This is a genomic window from Streptococcus sp. HMSC077F03 (assembly GCF_001812375.1).
Lineage (GTDB): Bacteria > Bacillota > Bacilli > Lactobacillales > Streptococcaceae > Streptococcus > Streptococcus oralis_S.
The window spans coordinates 40,749-61,341 of record NZ_KV808793.1 but is presented as its reverse complement, the minus strand read 5'-3'; the positions used below and the strand labels follow the sequence as shown (position 1 = coordinate 61,341).

Here is a 20,593-nt window from a genome sequence, read left to right as displayed (position 1 = left end):
TTCCAATCGTCTCTCTCATTTTTTTAGTCTTTATTTAATTCCTAGGGCGATACGCGCGTATCGGCTCATTTTTTCAACTGTCCAAGCTGGATACCAGACCAATTTAACTTCGGTATTGGTTACCTCAGGCACATCTGTCATCGCATCATGTATCTGGTCTGTCAAAAGGTCAGCCAGTGGGCAGCCCATAGTTGTCAAGGTCATATCAATTTCAGTATGACCTGTTTCACCATCAAAACGAATTTCATAAATCAAACCTAGGTTGACAATATCAATCCCCAACTCAGGGTCGATGACTTCTTCCAAAGCATTTAAAATGCGTGTTTTGATCGTTTCAATTTGCTCTTCTGTATAAGCCATGTTATTCCTCACTCTCAGTCTTCAATAAAATCACGAAGGGGTTTGCTGCGACTTGGTTGGCGCAATTTTCTCAAAGCCTTGGCCTCAATCTGACGGATACGCTCACGAGTCACGTTAAAGACTTTACCAACATCTTCAAGGGTACGCATTTTCCCATCATCTAGCCCGAAACGAAGGCGCAGAACGTTTTCTTCACGGTCTGTGAGAGTATCCAAAACTTCATCCAACTGCTCGCGCAAAACGATTCGAGTTGTGTAGTCTACTGGATTTTCAATTACTTCGTCTTCGATAAAGTCCCCAAGATGGCTATCGTCCTCTTCACCAATCGGTGTTTCAAGTGATACTGGTTCTTGAGCAATTTTCAAGATTTCGCGGACCTTGTCAGGTGTCATATCCATACGCTCAGCGATTTGTTCAGGAGTTGGATCTTGTCCCAATTCTTGAAGGAGATTCCGCTGTTCACGGACAAGCTTGTTAATGGTTTCTACCATGTGGACAGGGATACGAATAGTACGGGCTTGGTCAGCGATGGCACGGGTAATCGCCTGACGAATCCACCAAGTTGCGTAAGTTGAAAACTTGAATCCTTTTGAATAGTCAAACTTGTCAACAGCCTTCATCAAGCCCATGTTTCCTTCTTGGATCAAGTCAAGAAACTGCATGCCACGCCCTACGTAGCGCTTAGCAATCGAAACCACCAAACGAAGGTTGGCTTCTGCAAGACGTTGTTTGGCTTCAATATCACCAGCCTCAACTGCTAAGGCCAATTCTTTTTCCTCTTCGTTAGTCAAGAGAGGAACAACCCCGATTTCCTTCAAATACATACGGACTGGGTCATTAACCTTGGCAGAAGTTGAGCCAATCAAGTCCTCATCACTGAGTTCTGGTTCTTCTTCTGCACTAAGAACACGCGCGCTTGGATTTCCTTCGTTATCTGTGATAGAAATTCCAGCATCCTGAATCCGTTGCAAAAGGTCTTCAATGCCTTCTGCATCAAGGGCAAACGGAATAACCAGACTTGAATTGATTTCATCATCTGTTGCTGTTCCTGTTTTTTTGTGGTTACGGATAAAGTCTGCTACTTGCACATCAAATGTGGTTACTTCTTTTTGTTTTGTTGCCATTATTACTCCATTCTTCTCTTTTGGGAAATCAATCGTTGCAATTCTTCCAAGGCTGTGTCTGTATCTCCTACATGACTAGCTTCCTGCACTTTCTTTTTAATTCGTAAGTTGTCCTTGCTGAGGAGGGCACGGTTTCGAGCTTCTTCGACTTCCGCTAGCTCCTGAGGCGACATCTCAGCTGGCAAATCCAAGCTAAGCACATGGTACCAGGCATTTTCAACCTCAGGCGTCTGATGAGAAAGCTCCTCTGAGCCAACTTCTCCCTGTTCACTTAATAATTCGTAAAGAATCTGAAATTCTGGGGTATCAAAGAAAAAATCTTCTCTTAATCGGTAGTCATTTAAAACAACTGGATTCTCAGCCATCCTATAGAGGAGATGAGCCTCTGCTCTCATGACTGCTGTCAGTTGTCGCGTTACAGGTAAACTAATCGCTGCTGAAGGTTGCTCCTCTTTGACTCTTTCCTGCCTCTGAACAATCCGACTTTCATTTACAATCTGTTCCACCTGCTGGTAATCAAAAGAAGGTAGATTATCCGCCAGAATGTGGATATAAGAATTCTGGGCAGTGATAGACTTTTCTTTGGCGATTAGAGGCGCAATCTTTTCAATGAATTCGATTTGCGCCTGCAAGTTATCACTATTTTCAGGCTTGAGCTGGTGAATATAGAACTCTATAGGACTCATACGAGTCTTGGTTAAAAGGTAAGCCAGGTCTTCAGCAGAATTCTTTTGCAAATACTCATCTGGGTCCATGGCATCAGGTACTCGAACAACCTCAACTGAGAAGTCTTTTAACTCCTCTAGAGCCTTGGCTGTTGCTGTCTGCCCTGCCTTGTCGCCATCGTAGCTGAGAACAATTTTTTTGGTAAAGCGTTTGAGGTGATCAACATGCTCCTTGCTTAAGGCTGTTCCCATGGAAGCTACAGCATTTTCTATACCAGCACGGTAGGCTGCAATCACATCCATGAAGCCTTCCATCAGATAGAGCTCTGTAATCTTACCTGTTCCCTTTTTTGCCTTGTCCAGATGATACAATTCGTAGCTCTTGTTAAAAATTGCAGTCGAGCGGCTATTTTTATATTTGGCAGTCTGACTATCCGTTTCTTGCCAGATACGACCTGAAAATGCAATAACCTGCCCCTTGTCATTGGTCAAAGGAAAGATGATCCGTCCGAAAAAAGTATCATAAAACTGATTGCCATCTGACAGATAAAACAGGCCAGAATCCAATAAATCCTTTTCCTCAAACTTGTCAGCTAAACGTTGATAGAGATAGGTTCTCTCTGCTGGAGCCAGTCCAATCTGGAAGTGCTTCAGAACATCGTCTGTCAATCCGCGTTTGTAGAGATAAGCCCTTGCTTCTTCTCCCATCTTGGTCGTCATGAGGATGGCATGGTAAAAGCGGGCGGCTTCTTCATGCATATCATATAGAGCTTGATGAGGTGAAGCCTGTTGAGGACGAGACTGGACAGGCATAGCTAGTTGAATACCGACACGCTCTCCTAAGAGCTGAACGGCTTCCATGAAGGACACACCTTGGTATTCTTCGATAAACTTAAAGACATCTCCTGAACGCCCACATCCAAAACAGTGATAAAACTGCTTGTCTTCCACAACGTTGAAAGAGGGGGTCTTTTCACCATGAAAAGGACAGAGCCCTAAATAGTTCCGTCCAGCCTTCTGTAAAGAAATCACATCACCTATGACTTCCACAATGTTGGCATTGTTTTTGATTTCTTCAATGACTTGCTTGTCAACCATACACAATACCTCCATCTTATCATAGTTTCACGTAAACTAGTATAGCTTATTTCTGAAAAAAAGTAAACCATTTCATACGCTTTCCGTAATTCTCTTTGCCTTATTTTTCTAGATAGAAAGAGGTGATAAAAAACTCAGAAACACTTCCATGTTTCTAAGTTAATTTTCACTATTTTTTGATGATTACTTCACTCATCTATTCAAATAATTGATAGTAGTCTGAAATTTTCATCTTAGCTTTTTCTTCTTTATTGAGGTCTTGGATGATGCGACCTTCCTTCATGACAATCAGACGGTTTCCATACTTCAGTGCATCTTCCATATGGTGGGTAATCATCAAGGCTGTTAGATGATCTTTGCTGACAAAGTCATCTGTTAATTCCATCAATGCCACACTTGTTTTTGGGTCAAGGGCTGCTGTGTGTTCATCCAACAAGAGCAACTCTGGTCGTTTCAAAGTTGCCATCAAGAGACTCAAGGCCTGACGTTGTCCACCTGAAAGAAACTCAATAGGAGTGTCCAGATGTTTTTCAAGACCATTTCCAACCTTTTCAATGGTAGTCTGGAACTCTTCCCTATGGCTTGAAAGCCTTCTAGGCAGGAGTCCTCTCTTCTCACCACGAAACTTGGCAATCAAGAGATTTTCCGCCACTGTCATACGGGGAGCCGTACCCATCTTAGGATCCTGAAAGACGCGAGACAAGTACTTAGCCCGCTTTTCAGGTGAAAAATTCGTCACGTCCTCCCCCATGATACGGATACTTCCACTTGTTAAAGGTAAGGTACCTGCAATCGTGTTAAAAAGCGTTGATTTCCCCGCTCCATTTCCCCCTAAGATGGTAATGAAATCATGTTCGAAAATTTCAAGAGAAACATCATTCAGAATGATTTTTTCTTCGTCAAAGCCATTCGTGATGACTTTGGTAGCATTTTTTAATTCTACAATTGCTGTCATTTGCTAAACTTGACTCCTTTCAGGTATTTGCTTTTGAAGGTTGGAATCATAAGGCAAACTGCCAAAATCAAGGCGCTGTACAAACGAAGATAACTTGTATTAAACCCAAGAGCAATAACTCCCCAAACGAGGAACTGATAAGCGATAGAGCCAACGACGATGGTCATGAGTCGCTCTGCCAGGGTCAAACTCTTGAACAAAACCTCACCAATAATCAAGCTAGCAAGCCCTACGACAATCACGCCAATTCCTCGAGAGACATCCGCGTATCCTTCTTGTTGAGCAATTAAGGCCCCTGCAAGCGCGATAATCCCATTTGAGAGAACCAAACCCATGAGTTCCATACGTCCCGTATTGATACCAAAGCTACGAGCCATATCGGGATTGTCACCTGTAGCGATGTAGGCTTGACCTAGTTTGGTATCAAGGAAAAAGAGCATAAGGCCAATAACAAGAGCTACAAAGATTAATCCAGTCAGGAGTTGGTTAAGGTCTGAATCAAAAGGCAAGACATCCTGAATTTGTTTGGTTCCAAGAAGCCCCAGATTGGCACGTCCCATAATCATGAGCATGATGGAATGACAAGAAGTCATGACCAGAATCCCTGATAAGAGGGTTGGGATTTTTCCTTTAGTATACAAAAGACCCGTCGCCATTCCAGCTAGACAGCCCGCACCTACTGCAGCTAAGGTCGCCAAAAACGGATTGACTCCCTGTGTTATCAAGGTTACAGCTACTGCTCCCCCAAGAGGAAAAGAACCTTCAGTAGTCATATCAGGGAAATTCAAAATTCGGAAAGTCATAAAGATTCCCAAACCTAAAATCGCCCAGACCATTCCCTGAGAAATAATGGATACTATCATAATCTTTCACTCATTTCTTTCTTTAGTAAAAATGGGAGGAGATGTGTCCAGCTCCTCCTTTATCTTTATTCAATCACTTGTCCCGCTTCTTTTAGAACGGACTCAGGAATGGTAATACCAAGTTCCTGCGCTAGTTTTTTATTAATCACTGACTTACCAGTTGAAAAGACATTAACTGGCGTATCAGCTGGTTTTTCACCTTTCAAAACTTTGGCAATCATTTTACCAGTAGCCACTCCAAGATCGTGTTGGTCAACTACTACAGATGCTAATCCACCTGCTTCTACCATGGCCGTGGCACTTGGGTAGATTGGCTTTTTAGCTGTTTGATTACTTGAAACAACTGTTGAGAATGCGGATGCAATGGTATTGTCAATTGGAACCCAAATTGCATCGACCTTGCTTGTCATAACATTGACTGTTGAAGCAATTTCATTTGTTGAAGGAACGGCAAATGTTTCGACTGTCAAACCTGCTTTTTCAGCATAAGCCTTGAATTCTTCTACCTGTGTTTTTGAGTTATCTTCGCTACTTGAGTAAAGAGCTCCGATTGTTTTGACATTTGGTGTGAGAGTTTTTATCAACTCTACTTGTTGTTCAGCAGGGTTGTGGTCTGATACCCCTGTGATGTTGCCTCCTGGTTTTTTCAAGTCTTTGACCAAGTTAGCACCGATTGGGTCTGTAATAGCAGCCATGATAACTGGTAGGTCTTTTGTAGCACTAGCGAGTCCTTGAGCCGCTGGTGTCGCGATCCCAACAACAACATCGTTTCCATTAGCAACCAATTGTTTACTCATGGTTGCAACCTTGCTCTGATCACCTTCAGAGTTCATAAAGTCGATTTTTACCTGGTCGTCCTTATAGCCTTCTTCAGCTAGTCCATCTTGAATCCCTTGGTAAATCAAGTCCAAGGATGGGTGACTAACAAATTGAAGGACACCAACCTTAGCAACCTTTTGCTCTTCTTTAGCTGATGGCTTATTCATAGATGAATAAATCAAGCTAGCCACCACCAATACTGCTAATCCAGCGACAATTCCAATCAAACGTTTATTTTTCATTTTTCTTTCTCCTTTTAAATCACTTGTATAATACTCTTTTCAACAAAACAAGCGACGCCATCGTTTAAATTCCAATATCTTTCCTCCTCATAGAAAAAGTCCTCACACAAAAAACTTGTGTGAGGACGTCGATGCGCGGTGCCACCTCAATTATAGGGAATATCCCTATCGCTCTTTCTCGCAATAACGAGTTGCACTGTAAGGTGTGCTCACCGAATTTTTATGATTTCAAATTCTTAAGTACATTCAGCCCAATTTCATCAATTTCATCTATCTGCTTTCACCAACCACAGACTCTCTATAAAATGAGCATGATTACTTTCTGAATGTTTAAATTATATCATTTTTCAACTACTTGTCAAGCTTATTTTTAGAATTTTTTAAACAATTCAAAAACTTCCCCTTGAAAAAGGAGGAAGTTTGTAGAATATCAGCCTGAATTACGCAAACCAGTTGCAATTCCGTTGATAGTTGTATGGATCAGTTTTTCTTCGTCTGCTGACAATTCGCCGCGACGTTGACGTTTGATCAACTCCAACTGGATGTAGTTCAGGATATTAAAGTAAGGCATACGATAGTTTAGACTGTCTTTTAGATAAGAGTTTTCTGCCAAGAGTTCGTCATAACCTTCGATAGCTAAAATAACGTCCTTAGTCAACTGCCATTCATCTAAAATAGTGTAGTAGATAGCTTGTACTTCTTCGTCTTCACAGAGCTTGGCATATTCAAAAGCAATGTTCATGTTAGACTTAGACAAGACCATGTCTACATTGGAAAGCAAAGATTGGAAGAAAGGCCAGTTTTGGTACATGTCTCGAAGGAACTCGATATTCTTTGGATCTTGATCAATAAACTCTTTAAAGCTTGATCCCACACCATACCACCCAGGGAACATGACACGGCTTTGTGACCATGAGAAGACCCAAGGAATAGCACGCAAACCGCCGATTTCAGTGATGGTCTTACGAGCTGCTGGACGCGAACCGATATTGAAGCTTGAAATAGCCTTGATTGGACTTGATTCAAAGAAATAGTCATAGAAATGTTCATTTCCAAAGACCAAATCACGGTAGATATCATAACTACGGTCTACTACTTGGTCCATAATAGCTTCGTAACGATTCGACGTATTAGTATCACTCTTCTTCTTGGTAATCATACGGTTAATGGCTGCAGAAACCAGCATTTCAAGGTTATAATAGGCAGCGTCTTTGTTACCGTATTTGTTTCCAATGACTTCTCCTTGCTCAGTCAGACGGATGCGGTCCTTGATAGACTTGAGTGGTTGAGATGTGATAGCTTCATAAGTTGGTCCACCACCACGACCCACAGTACCACCACGACCATGGAAGAAAGTAACCTTAACGCCAAATTCATCCCCAATAGCAGTCAGTTGTTGTTGCGCTTTATAGAGAGTCCAACATGAGGATAGGTAACCACCATCCTTGTTACTATCAGAGTAGCCAAGCATGATTTCTTGGTAGTTGTCTTTTGAAGCAATCCATTTTTTAGCCAAAGGAAGAGAGAAATATCTTCTCATGGTTTCTTCTGAGTGATCCAAATCTTCGATCGTTTCAAAGAGGGGAACAATCTGAACGCGGGCTTTTTGGGCATCTACCAAGCCGACTTCCTTAAGCATAATGGCTAATTCGAGCATATCGGATACACTTGTTGCGTGCGAAATGATGGTTTGACGAATAACATTTTCACCCAGTTTATCCTTCAACTTGCGCGCAGCTTTAAAGATAGAGAGTTCTTTTTCAAGCAGTTCTGACTTTTCAGCATGAGTCGCTGAGAGGATACGAGGATCTTCTTCCAACTCTTTTAAGAGGAGGGTACATTTTTCGTCTTCTGACAGATCGCTATAGTGGTCGTTGATGCCAGCAGATGCTAGCAATTCAGCCACACAGGCTTCATGAACACTAGAGTCTTGGCGCATATCAATAGAAGCAAGGTAGAAACCAAAAATTTCGACAGCTTGCATCAACTCGACAAATTCTCCTGAAATCAGGTATTCTCCCTTATTCTCAAGGAGAGAATCGCGAATGGCCAACAAATCTTGATAGAATTCATCTGCAGTGGCATATCTTGGCTGAAGATCCTTGTCTTCAATGAGATAAGCCTTGGTAGCCTGCATCTTAGCTTGGATGTCAAAAAGAGCACGACGATAGAGTTCTTTTTCACGATAAATCGAGTTATCTTGTGACTTCAGCGCCATCTCACGGACCTTGTCGCTGACATTCACGATACTGGTTGAAAGTGAAAATTCACGGTAAAGATTATAAATCTTTTCATCATAGTAGTTCATGATGACTTCACACTGAGTCAAGGCTGATTTATTGAGAGTTTCCGCTGTTACGAAAGGATTTCCATCACGGTCTCCTCCTATCCACATCCCCATAGTAATCGGTTTTGGATGCTCAAGCTCGATACCTTGTTCTTTAGCCAATTTTTTATACTCAGCTGTCAAACGCGGAACAGCATTCAGGAAAGAACTTTGGTAATACTCCATCACGTTGGTGATTTCGTTGGTTACTTTCAATTTCTTCTCACGAATCATGTCCGTTTGCATGATAATTTCAATATAACGGCGGAGATCTGTGTGCCATTTTTCTTTATTAATCAAGCCGAGTTTGACATCACGGTACTTGCGCAAGAGCGTATGGATGTGGTTGGTTAAATCCAGCATACTCTTGCGTTGTACTTGCGTTGGATGAGCGGTCAAGACAGGAACGACATTTAACTTTTCTAAAATTTCGGCTGCATTTTCTTTTTCAGCTACCATCTTAATCGTTGTAGATAGTTTTCCTAGATAGTCTTGGTCCACATTGTTTTGGTGATTGATTTCATAGGCCAAATCCACATCCTCAGAGATATTAATCAAAAGTGGAAGGATAGAGAAATAGCGTGAAATGTAAATCATTTCTTCATTCGAAAGACTGGTCACTAGGTTATTGAGCCCTTGATAATTCTCGCTAGTTGATAATTCCTTCAACTGGATAATCTTTTCAAAGGTTTCTGGCGCTAGCATATTTTTTGTGATATCTTCTAATAGCTCCGTCAGAATCAAGACTTCTTCTTGGACAACTGCTTTATTACTATAGTTTTCTAATTTTTGAAGAGACATATACTTTCCTTTCCATTCAATCCTTACAGACTTTCATCGGTTTGATTCTCGTATTCTCTGATAAGTTTGGCACGTTTTTCGCTGGCATCAATGTTTAGTACAAGCGCGATGGCTACTGATAATACCAGGAGACTGTTCCCACCTTGTGAAAGGAAGGGGAAGGTTACCCCTGTAGAAGGAATCAATCCTGAAATCCCACCGATATTGACAAAGACCTGAACAAGGATCATCCCTCCGACACCAATAGCAACCATGGAGTTAAAGGGATCCTTTGCTCGAATACCAACCAAGATGATTCGCAAAATCAAGAAGAAGAGTAAAGCCAAAATCATACTGGCTCCTACGAATCCAAACTCCTCGATGACAATCGAAAAGACAAAATCCGTATGGGCTTCTGGCAGATAACCACGCTTCTCGATAGAATTCCCTAGTCCCAGTCCGAACCAGCCTCCATTTACCATTGCATAGTAGGAATTTGCGAGCTGGTGTCCTGCACCCGCCAAGTCATTAAAGGGATTAAAGAAGGCACTAAAACGTTTAGCAACGTAACCAAATACAGGAATTTGAGAAAACTTTTCAACCCCAACAAAGCGAATGACAGACAAGACTAACATTGAGCTCCCTGCCAAGAGAGCCAGAATGGTCGAGAACCAACGATAGGCGATCCCACTAACCGTATACATGATGAGCGCCACCAAGACCAAGATGGTCGCATTTCCCAAGTCTGGAAAAATTCCCAAGCTACCAATCAGAACTAGCAGAACAAAACGCCAGTCGTTAAAAGCTCGAGGTAGCCACTGATTCTGTGTCAAAACCTGGAAGTCATAAACCGCAATCTCATCTTGTTGTTTTGAAAATCGATGTGCCAGGTACCAGATGATGATAATCTTAAGGTACTCCGCAGGCTGAATCGTTACAGGTCCTACAGAGATCCATCCGTATGCTCCATTGACAGGTGTTCCGACCAGTCGCGCCAGAGCTAAAAGAACCATCTCCACAATCATTACGATAAAGATGAGACGACCGTTTCTTAGGAAACCTAATTTTAATTTATAGATTAAGGCAATCAGAATCAAACTAGCTATCCAGAAGATCCCCTGGTTACGCACCAATTGAAAGGCACTTTTTCCTTCTTCGATCAAGGTTGCACTCGTTGTCGAGTACACCACAATCAGTCCCAAAATCGATAAAAGGAAGTAAGGAATCAAAATGGAATAGTTTAGTAGGTGCCTTTTACTAATTTTCATATTTCACCACTCTAATAGGAACAGACGCTTCTGTTCCCAATTCCGTTTTATTTTCTAGTTTTGATTGCTATTATACCACTTTTTCAGAAAGAAAAAAACTCTTATCCTTTAATCCTTCGAATTTTACTCATTTTCCAGTATCAGGTATAAAAAAACAAATCTCTTTTGAGATTTGTTTTTTGCTTTCTTAGTTAGATGAAGTGCTGCTGCTTGAGCTTGAGTCACCACCACCGATGTATTGGGTGAAGATGTTTTGGAAGGCTTGGTCTTTAACCTTGATGTTTGCTGCTTGCAATTCTTTACCAATTACTCCTTGAACAAAGGCTGAATCATTTTGTTTCTGAGTCAAGATGATGGTCTTCAATTTTTCTTTGTAATCCTCTATATTAGAAGATTTTTCTGTTTTCTTCGTTACTTTGATGATGTAGAACTGACTGCTGTAGGCTTGTGTTCCAGTGGCTGTAATCACATCAGAAACCCCGTTCACATCCAAGGCAAAGGCTGCTTTCTTGACTTGTTCTGGAAGTTCTGTTGAAGCAGAGTCAAAAGTGATTTCTCCACCATTTTCTTTGGTCTTGTCATCGTTAGAGTTGTCTTTTGCCAACTGAGCAAAATCTGCACCTTCTGCTTTAGCTTTCTCAAGTACTTCTTTTGCCTTGTCTTCATTATCTAAACGGATGATTTGAGCTGTTACATCTGGTGTGTAAGACTCAAAAGCTTTTTGGTAAGCTTCGTCTGTCAACTCACTCTCAGCAGCCTTCTTAACTGCCAATTCAACCAATTTGCTGGTACGGATTTGAGCTTTACGAGTCTCAGGTGTCATACCTGCACGTTGAAGCACGCTGTTGTAGCTATCGCCGTATTTCTTTTGTTCTTCAGCAACGGCATCATCCACATCTTTATCCGTTACTTCTGATCCATATTGTTGTTCAAATACTTTTTGGATGGTCATATTGAGCAAGACTTGTTGCGCAGTTGGATTGTTCTTTACTTCTTCAAAGAATTGATGCTCTGTAATCACATCGCCCTTCATGCTGATCAAATCTTTTCCTTCAGAACTGTTTGAACAAGCTGCAAGTGTTGCTACTGATAAAAGTGTGATGGCTCCTGCCATAAGTTTTTTCTTCATTTTTACTCCTTTTACGGTAAGTGTTACCTTATCTATTTTACTATAATTTCTTAAATTTTTCTGAAAATCATTCGCTCTCAGGAAGCTCTACTTCTGCTAGATTCTTTCGTAGCATGAGAATGCCGTCTCCAAGCGGAACTAGAGTTGCTGTTAGTCCTGGATTATCCAAAGTTGCATCGAAAAGTCTTTGCAAACCACGGTAAATGGTTCGTTGACCTCGGCGGACTTCCATGATGTCCTTGGCAACATCTCCTCCTTGAAAAATATCATCCAAGACCACTACTCCACCGACTTCCAAATGTTTAAGGATTTCAGGCAGAAAGACGATATACTTGGACTTGGCCGAATCCATAAAGACAAAGTCATAAGTTTCTGTCAGAGTAGATAAAACATCGACTGCATCTCCCTCTAAAAGAGTGATTTGCTGACGACTGTCAAACTGGGCAAAGTTTTCCTTGGCAAAGCCTATCATTTCTGGATTACGGTCAATGGTTGTAATCTTGGCATCTGGCGCATGTTCCGCCATCAAGAGGGCTGAAAAGCCAATTGCCGTCCCAATCTCCAGAATATTCTTGGGCTGTATGGTCTTCATGAGAAAACGGAAGTAGGCAACTGTTTCATGAGGAATGATGGGAATGTTTTCCTTGCGAGCGAAGGTCTCTAATTCTTTTAAGGAACCTGTCACCTGTTTTTGACGCTGGCGCATGAGTTCTACGATTTCTTCCTTGACGACAGGCCGGCGCATGTTATGGTTGGCATTTTTACTATAAGACTCTACCATCTTAAGCTAGTCCCAATTTTTCAACAAGGGCTTCAAACTCGTTCAAGCGGCGTTCAAAGACTGCAAAGGCATCGTTGAGATAGTCTTCTTTTTCCATATCCACTCCCGCTTTTCTCATGACATTGAGCGGATAGTCAGACTTACCTGCCTTGAGGTAGTCGATATAGCGGTCACGGTCTTCTTGACTACCATGGACAATCTTCTCAGCCAAGGCTGAAGCTGCTGCAAAACCAGTTGAATACTGATAAACATAGTAGTTATAGTAGAAGTGTGGAATGCGTGCCCATTCGTATTGGATCTGAGGATTGTCTTCCTTGCTGAGTCCATAGTACTCTTGGTTCAAGTCAGCGTAGAGTTTATTAAGGAAATCACTGGTCAAGACTTCTCCATTTTGGTCTGCTTGATGGATGGCGTGCTCAAACTCAGCGAATTGAGTTTGACGGAAGACCGTTCCACGGAAACCATCCAAAAAGTTATTGAGGATAGCAAAGCGAGTTGCATCGTCTTCTACTTCTTCCAACAATTTCTCTGTCAAGATATTTTCGTTTGTGGTTGAGGCAATCTCCGCCAAGAAGATAGAATAATCCCCGTAAACATAAGGTTGGGTTTCACGAGTATAGCTTGAGTGCATACTGTGACCTGTTTCATGGACAAGGGTAAAGAGATTGTCTAGATTGTCCTGCCAGTTGAGAAGCATAAAGGCATTTGTATCGTAAGACCCACCAGAATAGGCACCAGAACGCTTGCCTTGGTTTTCATAGACATCAATCCAACGCTCACTGAAGGCACATTTAACACGGCTCAAGTAGTCGTCACCTAAAACTGCCAAAGCTTCTTCTGCCTTTTTCAAGGCTTCTTCGTAGGTAAAGCTATAATCTACTGACGAGAGTGGTGTGTAGACATCATACATCTTGAGATCTGAAATCCCCAAGATTTTAGAACGAAGTTTAAGGTAACGATGTAAGAGTGGCAAATGCTTGCGAACTGCTGCTACTAGATTGTCATAGACACTTTCTGGAACAAAATTTGCTGCGAGGGCCGCATGGCGAGCACTCTTATAGTTGCGAACTTTTGCTCGGTAGTTTTGCACCTTAACATTTGTCTGCAAAGTCTTAGCATAAGTGTGTTGGAATTGCTCATATGTCGCATAAAGGGCTTCATAGGCACCACGACGCACTTCACGGTTTTTAGACTCCATCAAACGGATGTAAGTACCGTGTGAGAGTTGCACTTCATTGCCTTCGTCATCAAGGACATATGGGAAGCTAATATCTGCATTATCCAAGATGGCGAAAGTTTCACTAGCTGCGCCAAAAATTTCTCCTGCTCCAGCCAACAATTCTTCCTCACGTTGCGAAAGAACATGGTCTTTCTTTTGCAAGAGCTTGTCAAAAAAGTGTTTGTAAACTTGGAGTTTTGGTTGAGCTTCTAGGAAGGCCGCATACTGCTCTTCGCTAATCTCCATAAACTCAGGTTCATAGAATGAAAAGGCTTGTTCTAACTGACTGTATAGGGTCATTGCCTTAGCATAGTACTCTTGATACTTGGCTTCACGCGTGTCCTGGTCATTTTTCATATGTGCATAGACATAAAGCTTTTCAACTTGGCGTTCCAAATCAAGTGAAAATTCTGTAATCTCAAGTAGACTGTCTGCGCTATCCAAGAGATGTCCCTCATACTGAGATGCTGTTTGTACTTTTTCAGTTAAATCTTTCAAGGCTTCTTCCCAAGCCTGGTCTGTTGGGTAGATTGTCGAAAGATCCCATGTATCTTTTTCAATTATTTCATGTCGTTGTAATACCATAAGTTTCCTCCATCCTTTCTATTTTACCATATTTTTTGAGAAATATAAGTGATAAAAGGCTGGTGGGTAGAGCTTTTGGCGATTATTTTTCGGATTTTTTTGATAGTAGGCCTGAAAATTTCTATAATAGCTAGTCAAATCCGTTTCAATCTGCAAAAAATCTCCTGGTTCTATCGGCTTGACTTGAGGATACCAGTCGTCTAGTTGACGGTTTAATAGATTGTCTCCTTGATGATAGGCCTCTTCTTGCTTCTTCATCCAGTAAGGCGTTTGGTAGTACAACTGTTGGCGAATGTAGTGACAGATAGTTGAATCTTGAAAAACTGCAAAACGAGGCATTTTTTGTTTCTGATAAGGAAATCGTAGAATTTCCAAGAGATTTCCTTTTCCATAGGGAAATTCTTTGACCTGAAAATGAAGCTTGCCACGTAGGTCCTGATGCAGAAGATATTTGAGTCTTAAAACTTGCTTTTTGAGATCTAGTTCCCAAGCATAGAATCCCATATTTTGACTAAAATAGAGAAATCCCCTTTGAAGTTGTGTAAGTCGCTCTTTTAACCAGAGTTTTTCTCCCAGTAGCCAGATAACCTGATAGCCCTGGCTACGGTAGCCTTGACTTCTATGACCTAAAAGCTTTTGAGACAAGGGGCTACACTGAACCTCCAGAGCTAGTTTCTCATTGACGAGAACATCCGCAACCTGCTGGATCCCGGGCAGACTGTATTCTAAGGCGACCTGATTGTCCTTCTTGGCCCAGTGATAGAGAGCCTCTTTATTGCCCAAGTGTTCTGGACTTTCATTTTCAAAAATAGCCATACAATCTCTTAAAGATTCATGAGCGAAATGCGTTCGAATGCTCTGTCCTTGACGTAATCGTAGTCCGCCTCCACAGGCTGGACAAGTATAATCTTGCTTAGTCACGTCTTTTTCGAGTGCATTTACCAATTTTCCCTTGGCATCTCTGGCTACAAACATGGTCTACCTCCTTTTCTCATTTATTCGAAAAAGAAGTGAAAAAGGCTGGATTTCCAGCCTTTCATGATACTATTTCTTATCTTTTTTGTCTCTTAGAATATTTTTTTAGCATGGGAATGAGATTAGGAATCTGCTCACTTCTAATGACCAGCACGCCGTATTCCTGACAACGATTGGCATAAGCTGGATTGATTTTTCCCGTACAAACAATCAACTTGAGGCAACTCTCCCCAGCAAAATGATTGGCGTAGACTTCTAGTTCGTTAATGGCTTCAACTGATAAATCTGTCATCTTGCAAGAGATAAAGGTAATCGAGCGTCCCTTTCTCAGAATGACATCAATCTCATTTTGAACATTGTCCGCCTCTGGAAAGATGCCATTCCAATCAATCTCACCGCCTATCATACACTCATCAAACAGCTGCGATTCCAGCGCCAAGAGATAAAGATACACCTCTAAAATATGCCCCTTGTTGCGGCAAAAAACTTGAGCTTCTTGACTTGGAAAGCTGTATGCTACTCGTTTCTTGTCTTCGCTTTCAATACAAAGCATTCCTGCTTCCACAAGTAAAGGAATAAGGGATTTTGGATAGTGATAATACCTGCCATTGTTTTCCAGTATCTTTTCTGTCTCAGCATGCAGGTCATTGGTCTTAGCTAGAGAGAAAAATTGGGTCACTTGATACCAGTGAGCAGGATTGGAAATAGCAGAGCTGGCTAGCTTTTTAATGGCTGCAATTTGCTGATCTGAGTGGATAGGGCGTTTTGATTTGAGCATTTTTCCACCACGCAAGGCTATCAGCTGTTGGATGCTTAGGGTTGGAATGTCCAAGTCTTCTTTTTCTAACTGACCGGCTACCCACTTGTATTGTTTTCCCCGCTCGACATCCATGGCAACGATGGGGAGCTGCCGATCCAAGCCATATTGATAGAGAGATAAGGCTAGTAGTGAATCCCCGCCAAAAACATCGAGAAGGACTTGGTCGTAACCTGCTAGGCAATAATCTAACTGATCTGTTAATTGTTCTAAAGTTAGCTGACGAAAGGTCACTCGTTGGATATGGTGCACCTCATCAAGAATAAACTGACGGAGGGAGACTTTCTCTTCATTGCTTATTTTTGTCAAAGAAAGAAAGAGAATCTCGTCACAATCACTGATAAAGGCTTGGTAGACATTCTTTTCCAATACATGCCGATCATACAATTCCACCAAAAGACTCGTCATTCGACCACCTCCATCATAAAGACTTTCTTGCGCTGAGAGTATCAGCAATACAGTTCTACTACTCAGATTTCCTACTTCTAGTATAGCATAAAATCCTGCTCGCCCCAATCAACCAACGCAAACAAAAACGAATAGAAACCTTGCAAATCGGTTACTATTCGCTTGTATATGTTTGATTTACTTGATTTTTTTAGCTAACATAGTCGCAAAGCGTAGTTGAATACGATTGCCATTTTCATCACGACGGTGCAAATGTCCTGGATTTTCATTGTACTTAATTAATTCCCAATCCTTGTAGTAGTTCGCCAACTCCCCTTCTTTAAAGGTGAATGGGAAATTCACTGAGCAAGGATAATCCTCCGTATCCATAGCACACACAATCAAATTGTAACCTCCAATTGAGGTTTGTTCCTGCATATTTTGGATAATAGCTGGAATGCGGCCCGCTTGTAGGAACATCAGAACAACTGTCGATACGATGAAATCATATGCTTGCCCAATGCTGGCAGAATTGATATCATAAAGTCCGACAGGCATATCTAGATTCTCTTGTTCTACGATGCTTTGCAAGATTTCAAGGGACAATTCATTTTGATCCACAGCTGTCACATCAAAACCATTCTGTGCAAGAAAGAGAGAGTTACGCCCTTGACCACAACCCAAATCCAAGGCTCTTCCTGGTTTCACCGTTTGCATAGCCTCTAGGACCTCTGAATGGACTGGATTGGTCTGGTATTTCTTAGGGAAATAATCCTCAGGTTTACAATAAAATTCCAAATACCATTCTACATCATCTGTTGCGGCCTCTACTCGGTGCCAGGCTTGCGGTTGCGCCATAGGATTGTCAGCCCCTGCCTCAAAGAGGTGCTCAGCTAGAACCTCACCATCTTCAGTCAACTCAATAAACTTGAGTGCCCCCTTCAAGACAGTAATTTTCCCCCAAGTGCCGACTTTAGTATTGTGCTTTTGCTGAACTGCTTCAGGCATGGTCTGTTTATTCCACAAGGGCATCCGTTTATAGGCAATTAGTTTTTCCATTTCACTTCCTCTTCTTAACGCTGGTTGACAGCTTTCATCACACGCGCGATGTCGCGGTTTTGTTCACGTCGCTTGATCGACTCCCGTTTGTCATAGTCATGTTTCCCTTTGGCAAGCCCTAAAAGAAGCTTGGCATAACCATCTTTTATATAGACTTTGAGGGGTACAAGGGTCATTCCTGTCCCTTTGGTCTCTTGTTCCAATTTTTGAATTTGCTTCTTATGAAGTAGAAGTTTGCGACGGCGTTCAGGTTCCTGGTTCCAGATATTGCCCTCTTCGTAAGGGGCGATATGGACATTGCTCAGCCAGACTTCCCCATTTTTTACTTGGGCAAAGCCGTCCTTGAGGTTGATTCGAGCTGCTCGAACGCTCTTGATTTCAGTTCCAGTCAGGACCATTCCTGCCTCTAGCGTATCTACGATTGTATAGTCGTGGTGTGCTTTTTTATTTTGTGCGACGACCTTTCCCTCGCCCTTTGCCATGCTTGGCTCCTTTCTTAGCTACTTCTTTGTAAAAAGGTTTCTTGCCTTTTTTCTTTTTATCTTTTTGTGAATGCTTGTGCTTATCACTTGAGCGACCTGATTTTCTCTTGTCTTCCTTCTTGTCTGAACGACGACTTGAGCCACGTCCTCTGTCTTTGCGATTAGACTGTTTCAAGCCTTTTTCAATGACATCAAACTCACTTGGAATATAAGAGAAGTCGATCTCACCTGTCATCTTATCCGCTCTTTCAACCCGAATACGAATCTGTTGCCCTACACGGAAGGTTGTGCCTGATTTCTCCCCACGGAGGGTCAAGTCACGCTCGTTGAAATGATAAAATTCAGGTAAATTGGTAATGTGAATTAAGCCTTCGACTGTATTTGGCAATTCGACAAAAAGACCGAATTTGACGATGCTTGATACAACAGCATCATACTCTTCACCAACGTATTCTTCCATGTACTCAGCTTTTTTCATAGCCTCGACTTCACGCTCCGCCTCAATGGCACGACGTTCACGGTTGGAAGACTGAGTTGCAATCTCTGGAATCACTCGTTCAAAATGCTCTGCTACTTCCTTAGAACGGCCGTAATCCCGAATCATACGGTGGACAAGAAGGTCCGGATAACGGCGAATAGGGCTGGTAAAGTGAGTGTAATAATCAGCAGCAAGACCATAGTGACCGTGATTATGCTCAGAATAGCGAGCCTGCTGCATGGATCGGAGAAGCATCATGGACAATACATCCGCATAGGGTTCTCCCTCAACAGCACGCATGATGTCTTGAAGCGCCTCCTGGCTAATCTCACTGGCAGTCCCATAAATCCGCAAACCAAAGCTCGAAGCATAATCAATAAACTTCTGAACTTTTTCAGCCTTGGGCTCCTCGTGAATCCGATAAATGAAAGGAAGATCCAGCTTGCTAAAGTGCTCGGCAACCGTTTCATTAGCAATCAACATGAAGGACTCAATCATCCGCTCGGCAACACCACGCTGACGAAGGACGATATCCACAGGCTTGCCTTTTTTATCCACTAAAATCTTAGCTTCACTGGTATCAAAATTGATAGCTCCACGTTTCTCACGCATGCTTTCTAGCCTTTCATGAAGCTTGGCCATGAGCTCGATACTAGGAACAATTTTCTTAAACTCTTGTCTCTTTTCCTCATCGCCAGCTAGGATGTCATTGACAGCGCTATAGGTCGTACGAAAACTAGTTTTGATAACTGTTTGTGTAATGGTGTAATGAACCACACGACCATGTTTATCAATTTCCATAATGGCAGACTGGGTCAAACGATCGACTTGAGGATTAAGAGAGCAGATGCCATTTGACAAACGCTCTGGAAGCATTGGAACCACTCGGTCTGTTACATAGACAGAAGTCGCGCGGTTAAGGGCTTCCTTGTCAAGGGCAGAACCCTCAGTCACATAGTAGGAAACATCTGCGATGTGAACTCCGAGTTCGATATTGCCATTCTTTAAAGGCTTGATGTGTACTGCGTCGTCCAAGTCCTTGGCATCCGCGCCATCAATGGTAAAGGTGACTTCATCTCTTAGGTCCAGACGACCTTCCATATCCTTTTGAGACGGAGCTTCTGGCACACTTTCAGCTTCCTTAAGAACAGCTTCTGGAAATTCTGAAACAATATCCATGGATTCCAAGACTTCAAGGACATCAATCCCAGCATCAGTCGAGTGTCCCACCACGTCCAACACACTAGCGACAAAGAAATCGTGTTTCTTACTTGGGTATTTGTCGATAAAGACCTTGAGAACTTCCGTTCCCTCTAGTTTAAGAGCTGGTTTCTTCACATAAATCGGTTGGCTGATTTTCTGATTTTTTGAACGGATGTAGCCCGCATACTTGGGCTTTTCCTGATCCAGAACGATTTGCCCGACAACTGTCGTCAGGCTATGCTCTAGGATATCGATAATTTTGGCTTCTGCAGCAGTTCCCTTGTTGCGGTCAGCGACTTTCTTGATGACCACCTCTACGGTATCACCATCAATGGCATAGTTGACATCGTTTTTTCCTACAAAAAGGTCGTCATCTTCCCCTTCTAGAGTAACAAAGCCAAAGCCGTTTTTATGGGCATGAAAAATCCCTTTGAGGGTAATTTCATGTTTCTTCTTTTGGTCCAGACATAAACTACCATCATCTTCAAAACGAATCTGGTGCTTTCTTTCCATCAGAGACAGAGTTTTAATCAACTCACGGAAATCCTTGGACCCATCCTTTCCGAGAGCCTGAGCCAGGTCATTTACCGTCACTCGCCCCTTCTCTTGCAAATATTCTTTAATTTTATCTTTCATGTTTTCTTTCTAGATTTTTATAATTTTTTGAGTGATAACTTTAGTAAACATCATTCAAAATAAAAATAGGCTAAGACCTAGTCTCGCCCATTTCTTATCTACTTGATAATACCGTCAATGCTAAGGCAATGGCTAGCCAGAAAAAGACTAAAATACCTGTCAAACGTTGCATCACAGCTTCAAAACCACGCGCTTTACTACGTTCAAACAAATCACCTGAGCTGGCATCAAATACATTGCTGGATTGGTTCTTAGTTGGTTGCATGAAAATCGCAATCACAATCACAACAGATAATACTAATAAAATGGTTAATAATAGGTTATACATATCAAACTCCTTAA

General features: G+C 42.0%; 17 protein-coding genes and 1 other annotated feature. All 17 genes read right to left on the bottom strand.

Going from position 1 to position 20,593, the window contains the following annotated elements; genetic code table 11:
* Window positions 1–30 precede the first annotated feature (30 nt).
* Entirely contained in the window at window positions 31–360 is a 330-nt protein-coding gene (locus tag HMPREF2853_RS05530; protein WP_000331930.1) for a metal-sulfur cluster assembly factor, read from the bottom strand.
* 14 nt (window positions 361–374) lie between these two features.
* Window positions 375–1,484: an RNA polymerase sigma factor RpoD gene (gene rpoD / locus HMPREF2853_RS05525; RefSeq protein ID WP_049549994.1), complete on the bottom strand. Its 1,110-nt coding sequence runs from the start codon at window positions 1,482–1,484 to the stop codon at window positions 375–377.
* Window positions 1,485–1,486: 2 nt separating this feature from the next.
* The gene (gene dnaG / locus HMPREF2853_RS05520) at window positions 1,487–3,247 is read right to left on the bottom strand and encodes a DNA primase (protein ID WP_070535183.1); all 1,761 of its coding nucleotides are present in this window, start codon (window positions 3,245–3,247) and stop codon (window positions 1,487–1,489) included.
* A 196-nt stretch (window positions 3,248–3,443) separates the two neighbouring features.
* Window positions 3,444–4,202, bottom strand: coding sequence for an ABC transporter ATP-binding protein (locus HMPREF2853_RS05515; protein ID WP_000125429.1), 759 nt, complete (start codon window positions 4,200–4,202; stop codon window positions 3,444–3,446).
* Window positions 4,199–5,065, bottom strand: a complete 867-nt coding sequence (locus HMPREF2853_RS05510) for an ABC transporter permease (protein ID WP_000637255.1) — start codon at window positions 5,063–5,065, stop codon at window positions 4,199–4,201. Before HMPREF2853_RS05510 ends, HMPREF2853_RS05515 begins: the two co-directional genes overlap by 4 nt.
* A gap of 65 nt (window positions 5,066–5,130) precedes the next feature.
* Entirely contained in the window at window positions 5,131–6,126 is a 996-nt protein-coding gene (trpX, locus tag HMPREF2853_RS05505) for a tryptophan ABC transporter substrate-binding protein (protein ID WP_000792187.1), read from the bottom strand.
* Window positions 6,127–6,244: 118 nt separating this feature from the next.
* Window positions 6,245–6,460 (bottom strand) — a binding site (T-box leader).
* A gap of 96 nt (window positions 6,461–6,556) precedes the next feature.
* On the bottom strand, window positions 6,557–9,253 hold the full coding sequence (gene ppc / locus HMPREF2853_RS05500) for a phosphoenolpyruvate carboxylase (RefSeq protein ID WP_000058168.1): 2,697 nt from the start codon (window positions 9,251–9,253) through the stop codon (window positions 6,557–6,559).
* Window positions 9,254–9,276: 23 nt separating this feature from the next.
* Window positions 9,277–10,500 (bottom strand): cell division peptidoglycan polymerase FtsW, encoded by a 1,224-nt coding sequence (gene ftsW, locus HMPREF2853_RS05495; RefSeq protein WP_000703343.1) that lies wholly within the window; start codon window positions 10,498–10,500, stop codon window positions 9,277–9,279.
* A 187-nt stretch (window positions 10,501–10,687) separates the two neighbouring features.
* A complete protein-coding gene (gene prsA, locus HMPREF2853_RS05490) occupies window positions 10,688–11,629 on the bottom strand; it encodes a peptidylprolyl isomerase PrsA (protein ID WP_000728081.1) in 942 nt (313 codons plus the stop codon).
* Window positions 11,630–11,696: 67 nt separating this feature from the next.
* Window positions 11,697–12,410, bottom strand: coding sequence for an O-methyltransferase (locus HMPREF2853_RS05485; protein WP_000230413.1), 714 nt, complete (start codon window positions 12,408–12,410; stop codon window positions 11,697–11,699).
* Window position 12,411: 1 nt separating this feature from the next.
* Window positions 12,412–14,214 (bottom strand): oligoendopeptidase F, encoded by a 1,803-nt coding sequence (pepF, locus tag HMPREF2853_RS05480; protein WP_070535181.1) that lies wholly within the window; start codon window positions 14,212–14,214, stop codon window positions 12,412–12,414.
* Between the two features lie 18 nt (window positions 14,215–14,232).
* Complete coding sequence (locus tag HMPREF2853_RS05475; RefSeq protein WP_000495874.1) at window positions 14,233–15,189, bottom strand: competence protein CoiA; 957 nt, start codon at window positions 15,187–15,189, stop codon at window positions 14,233–14,235.
* 76 nt (window positions 15,190–15,265) lie between these two features.
* Window positions 15,266–16,414: a PDDEXK family nuclease gene (locus HMPREF2853_RS05470; protein ID WP_000202644.1), complete on the bottom strand. Its 1,149-nt coding sequence runs from the start codon at window positions 16,412–16,414 to the stop codon at window positions 15,266–15,268.
* 177 nt (window positions 16,415–16,591) lie between these two features.
* The gene (tehB, locus tag HMPREF2853_RS05465) at window positions 16,592–17,452 is read right to left on the bottom strand and encodes an SAM-dependent methyltransferase TehB (protein WP_070535179.1); all 861 of its coding nucleotides are present in this window, start codon (window positions 17,450–17,452) and stop codon (window positions 16,592–16,594) included.
* A gap of 14 nt (window positions 17,453–17,466) precedes the next feature.
* Window positions 17,467–17,934, bottom strand: a complete 468-nt coding sequence (gene smpB / locus HMPREF2853_RS05460; protein ID WP_001051742.1) for an SsrA-binding protein SmpB — start codon at window positions 17,932–17,934, stop codon at window positions 17,467–17,469.
* Window positions 17,897–20,251 carry a ribonuclease R gene (gene rnr / locus HMPREF2853_RS05455; RefSeq protein WP_070535177.1) on the bottom strand — a complete coding sequence of 785 codons (2,355 nt, stop codon included), beginning with the start codon at window positions 20,249–20,251 and terminating at the stop codon, window positions 17,897–17,899. The genes smpB and rnr overlap by 38 nt, the downstream gene beginning before the upstream one ends.
* Before the next feature lie 94 nt (window positions 20,252–20,345).
* Entirely contained in the window at window positions 20,346–20,579 is a 234-nt protein-coding gene (gene secG / locus HMPREF2853_RS05450; protein ID WP_000282517.1) for a preprotein translocase subunit SecG, read from the bottom strand.
* Window positions 20,580–20,593: the final 14 nt, after the last annotated feature.

Bases quoted from the DNA above. Each gene is read 5' to 3' on its own strand.
- HMPREF2853_RS05530 (WP_000331930.1), bottom strand. From the start codon at position 360: ATGGCTTATACAGAAGAGCAAATTGAAACGATCAAAACACGCATTTTA.
- tehB (WP_070535179.1), bottom strand. From the start codon at position 17,452: ATGGAAAAACTAATTGCCTATAAACGGATGCCCTTGTGGAATAAACAG.
- secG (WP_000282517.1), bottom strand. From the start codon at position 20,579: ATGTATAACCTATTATTAACCATTTTATTAGTATTATCTGTTGTGATT.
- ppc (WP_000058168.1), bottom strand. From the start codon at position 9,253: ATGTCTCTTCAAAAATTAGAAAACTATAGTAATAAAGCAGTTGTCCAA.
- prsA (WP_000728081.1), bottom strand. From the start codon at position 11,629: ATGAAGAAAAAACTTATGGCAGGAGCCATCACACTTTTATCAGTAGCA.
- rnr (WP_070535177.1), bottom strand. From the start codon at position 20,251: ATGAAAGATAAAATTAAAGAATATTTGCAAGAGAAGGGGCGAGTGACG.
- HMPREF2853_RS05485 (WP_000230413.1), bottom strand. From the start codon at position 12,410: ATGGTAGAGTCTTATAGTAAAAATGCCAACCATAACATGCGCCGGCCT.
- HMPREF2853_RS05510 (WP_000637255.1), bottom strand. From the start codon at position 5,065: ATGATAGTATCCATTATTTCTCAGGGAATGGTCTGGGCGATTTTAGGT.
- ftsW (WP_000703343.1), bottom strand. From the start codon at position 10,500: ATGAAAATTAGTAAAAGGCACCTACTAAACTATTCCATTTTGATTCCT.
- trpX (WP_000792187.1), bottom strand. From the start codon at position 6,126: ATGAAAAATAAACGTTTGATTGGAATTGTCGCTGGATTAGCAGTATTG.
- smpB (WP_001051742.1), bottom strand. From the start codon at position 17,934: ATGGCAAAGGGCGAGGGAAAGGTCGTCGCACAAAATAAAAAAGCACAC.
- dnaG (WP_070535183.1), bottom strand. From the start codon at position 3,247: ATGGTTGACAAGCAAGTCATTGAAGAAATCAAAAACAATGCCAACATT.
- pepF (WP_070535181.1), bottom strand. From the start codon at position 14,214: ATGGTATTACAACGACATGAAATAATTGAAAAAGATACATGGGATCTT.
- HMPREF2853_RS05475 (WP_000495874.1), bottom strand. From the start codon at position 15,189: ATGTTTGTAGCCAGAGATGCCAAGGGAAAATTGGTAAATGCACTCGAA.
- rpoD (WP_049549994.1), bottom strand. From the start codon at position 1,484: ATGGCAACAAAACAAAAAGAAGTAACCACATTTGATGTGCAAGTAGCA.
- HMPREF2853_RS05515 (WP_000125429.1), bottom strand. From the start codon at position 4,202: ATGACAGCAATTGTAGAATTAAAAAATGCTACCAAAGTCATCACGAAT.
- HMPREF2853_RS05470 (WP_000202644.1), bottom strand. From the start codon at position 16,414: ATGACGAGTCTTTTGGTGGAATTGTATGATCGGCATGTATTGGAAAAG.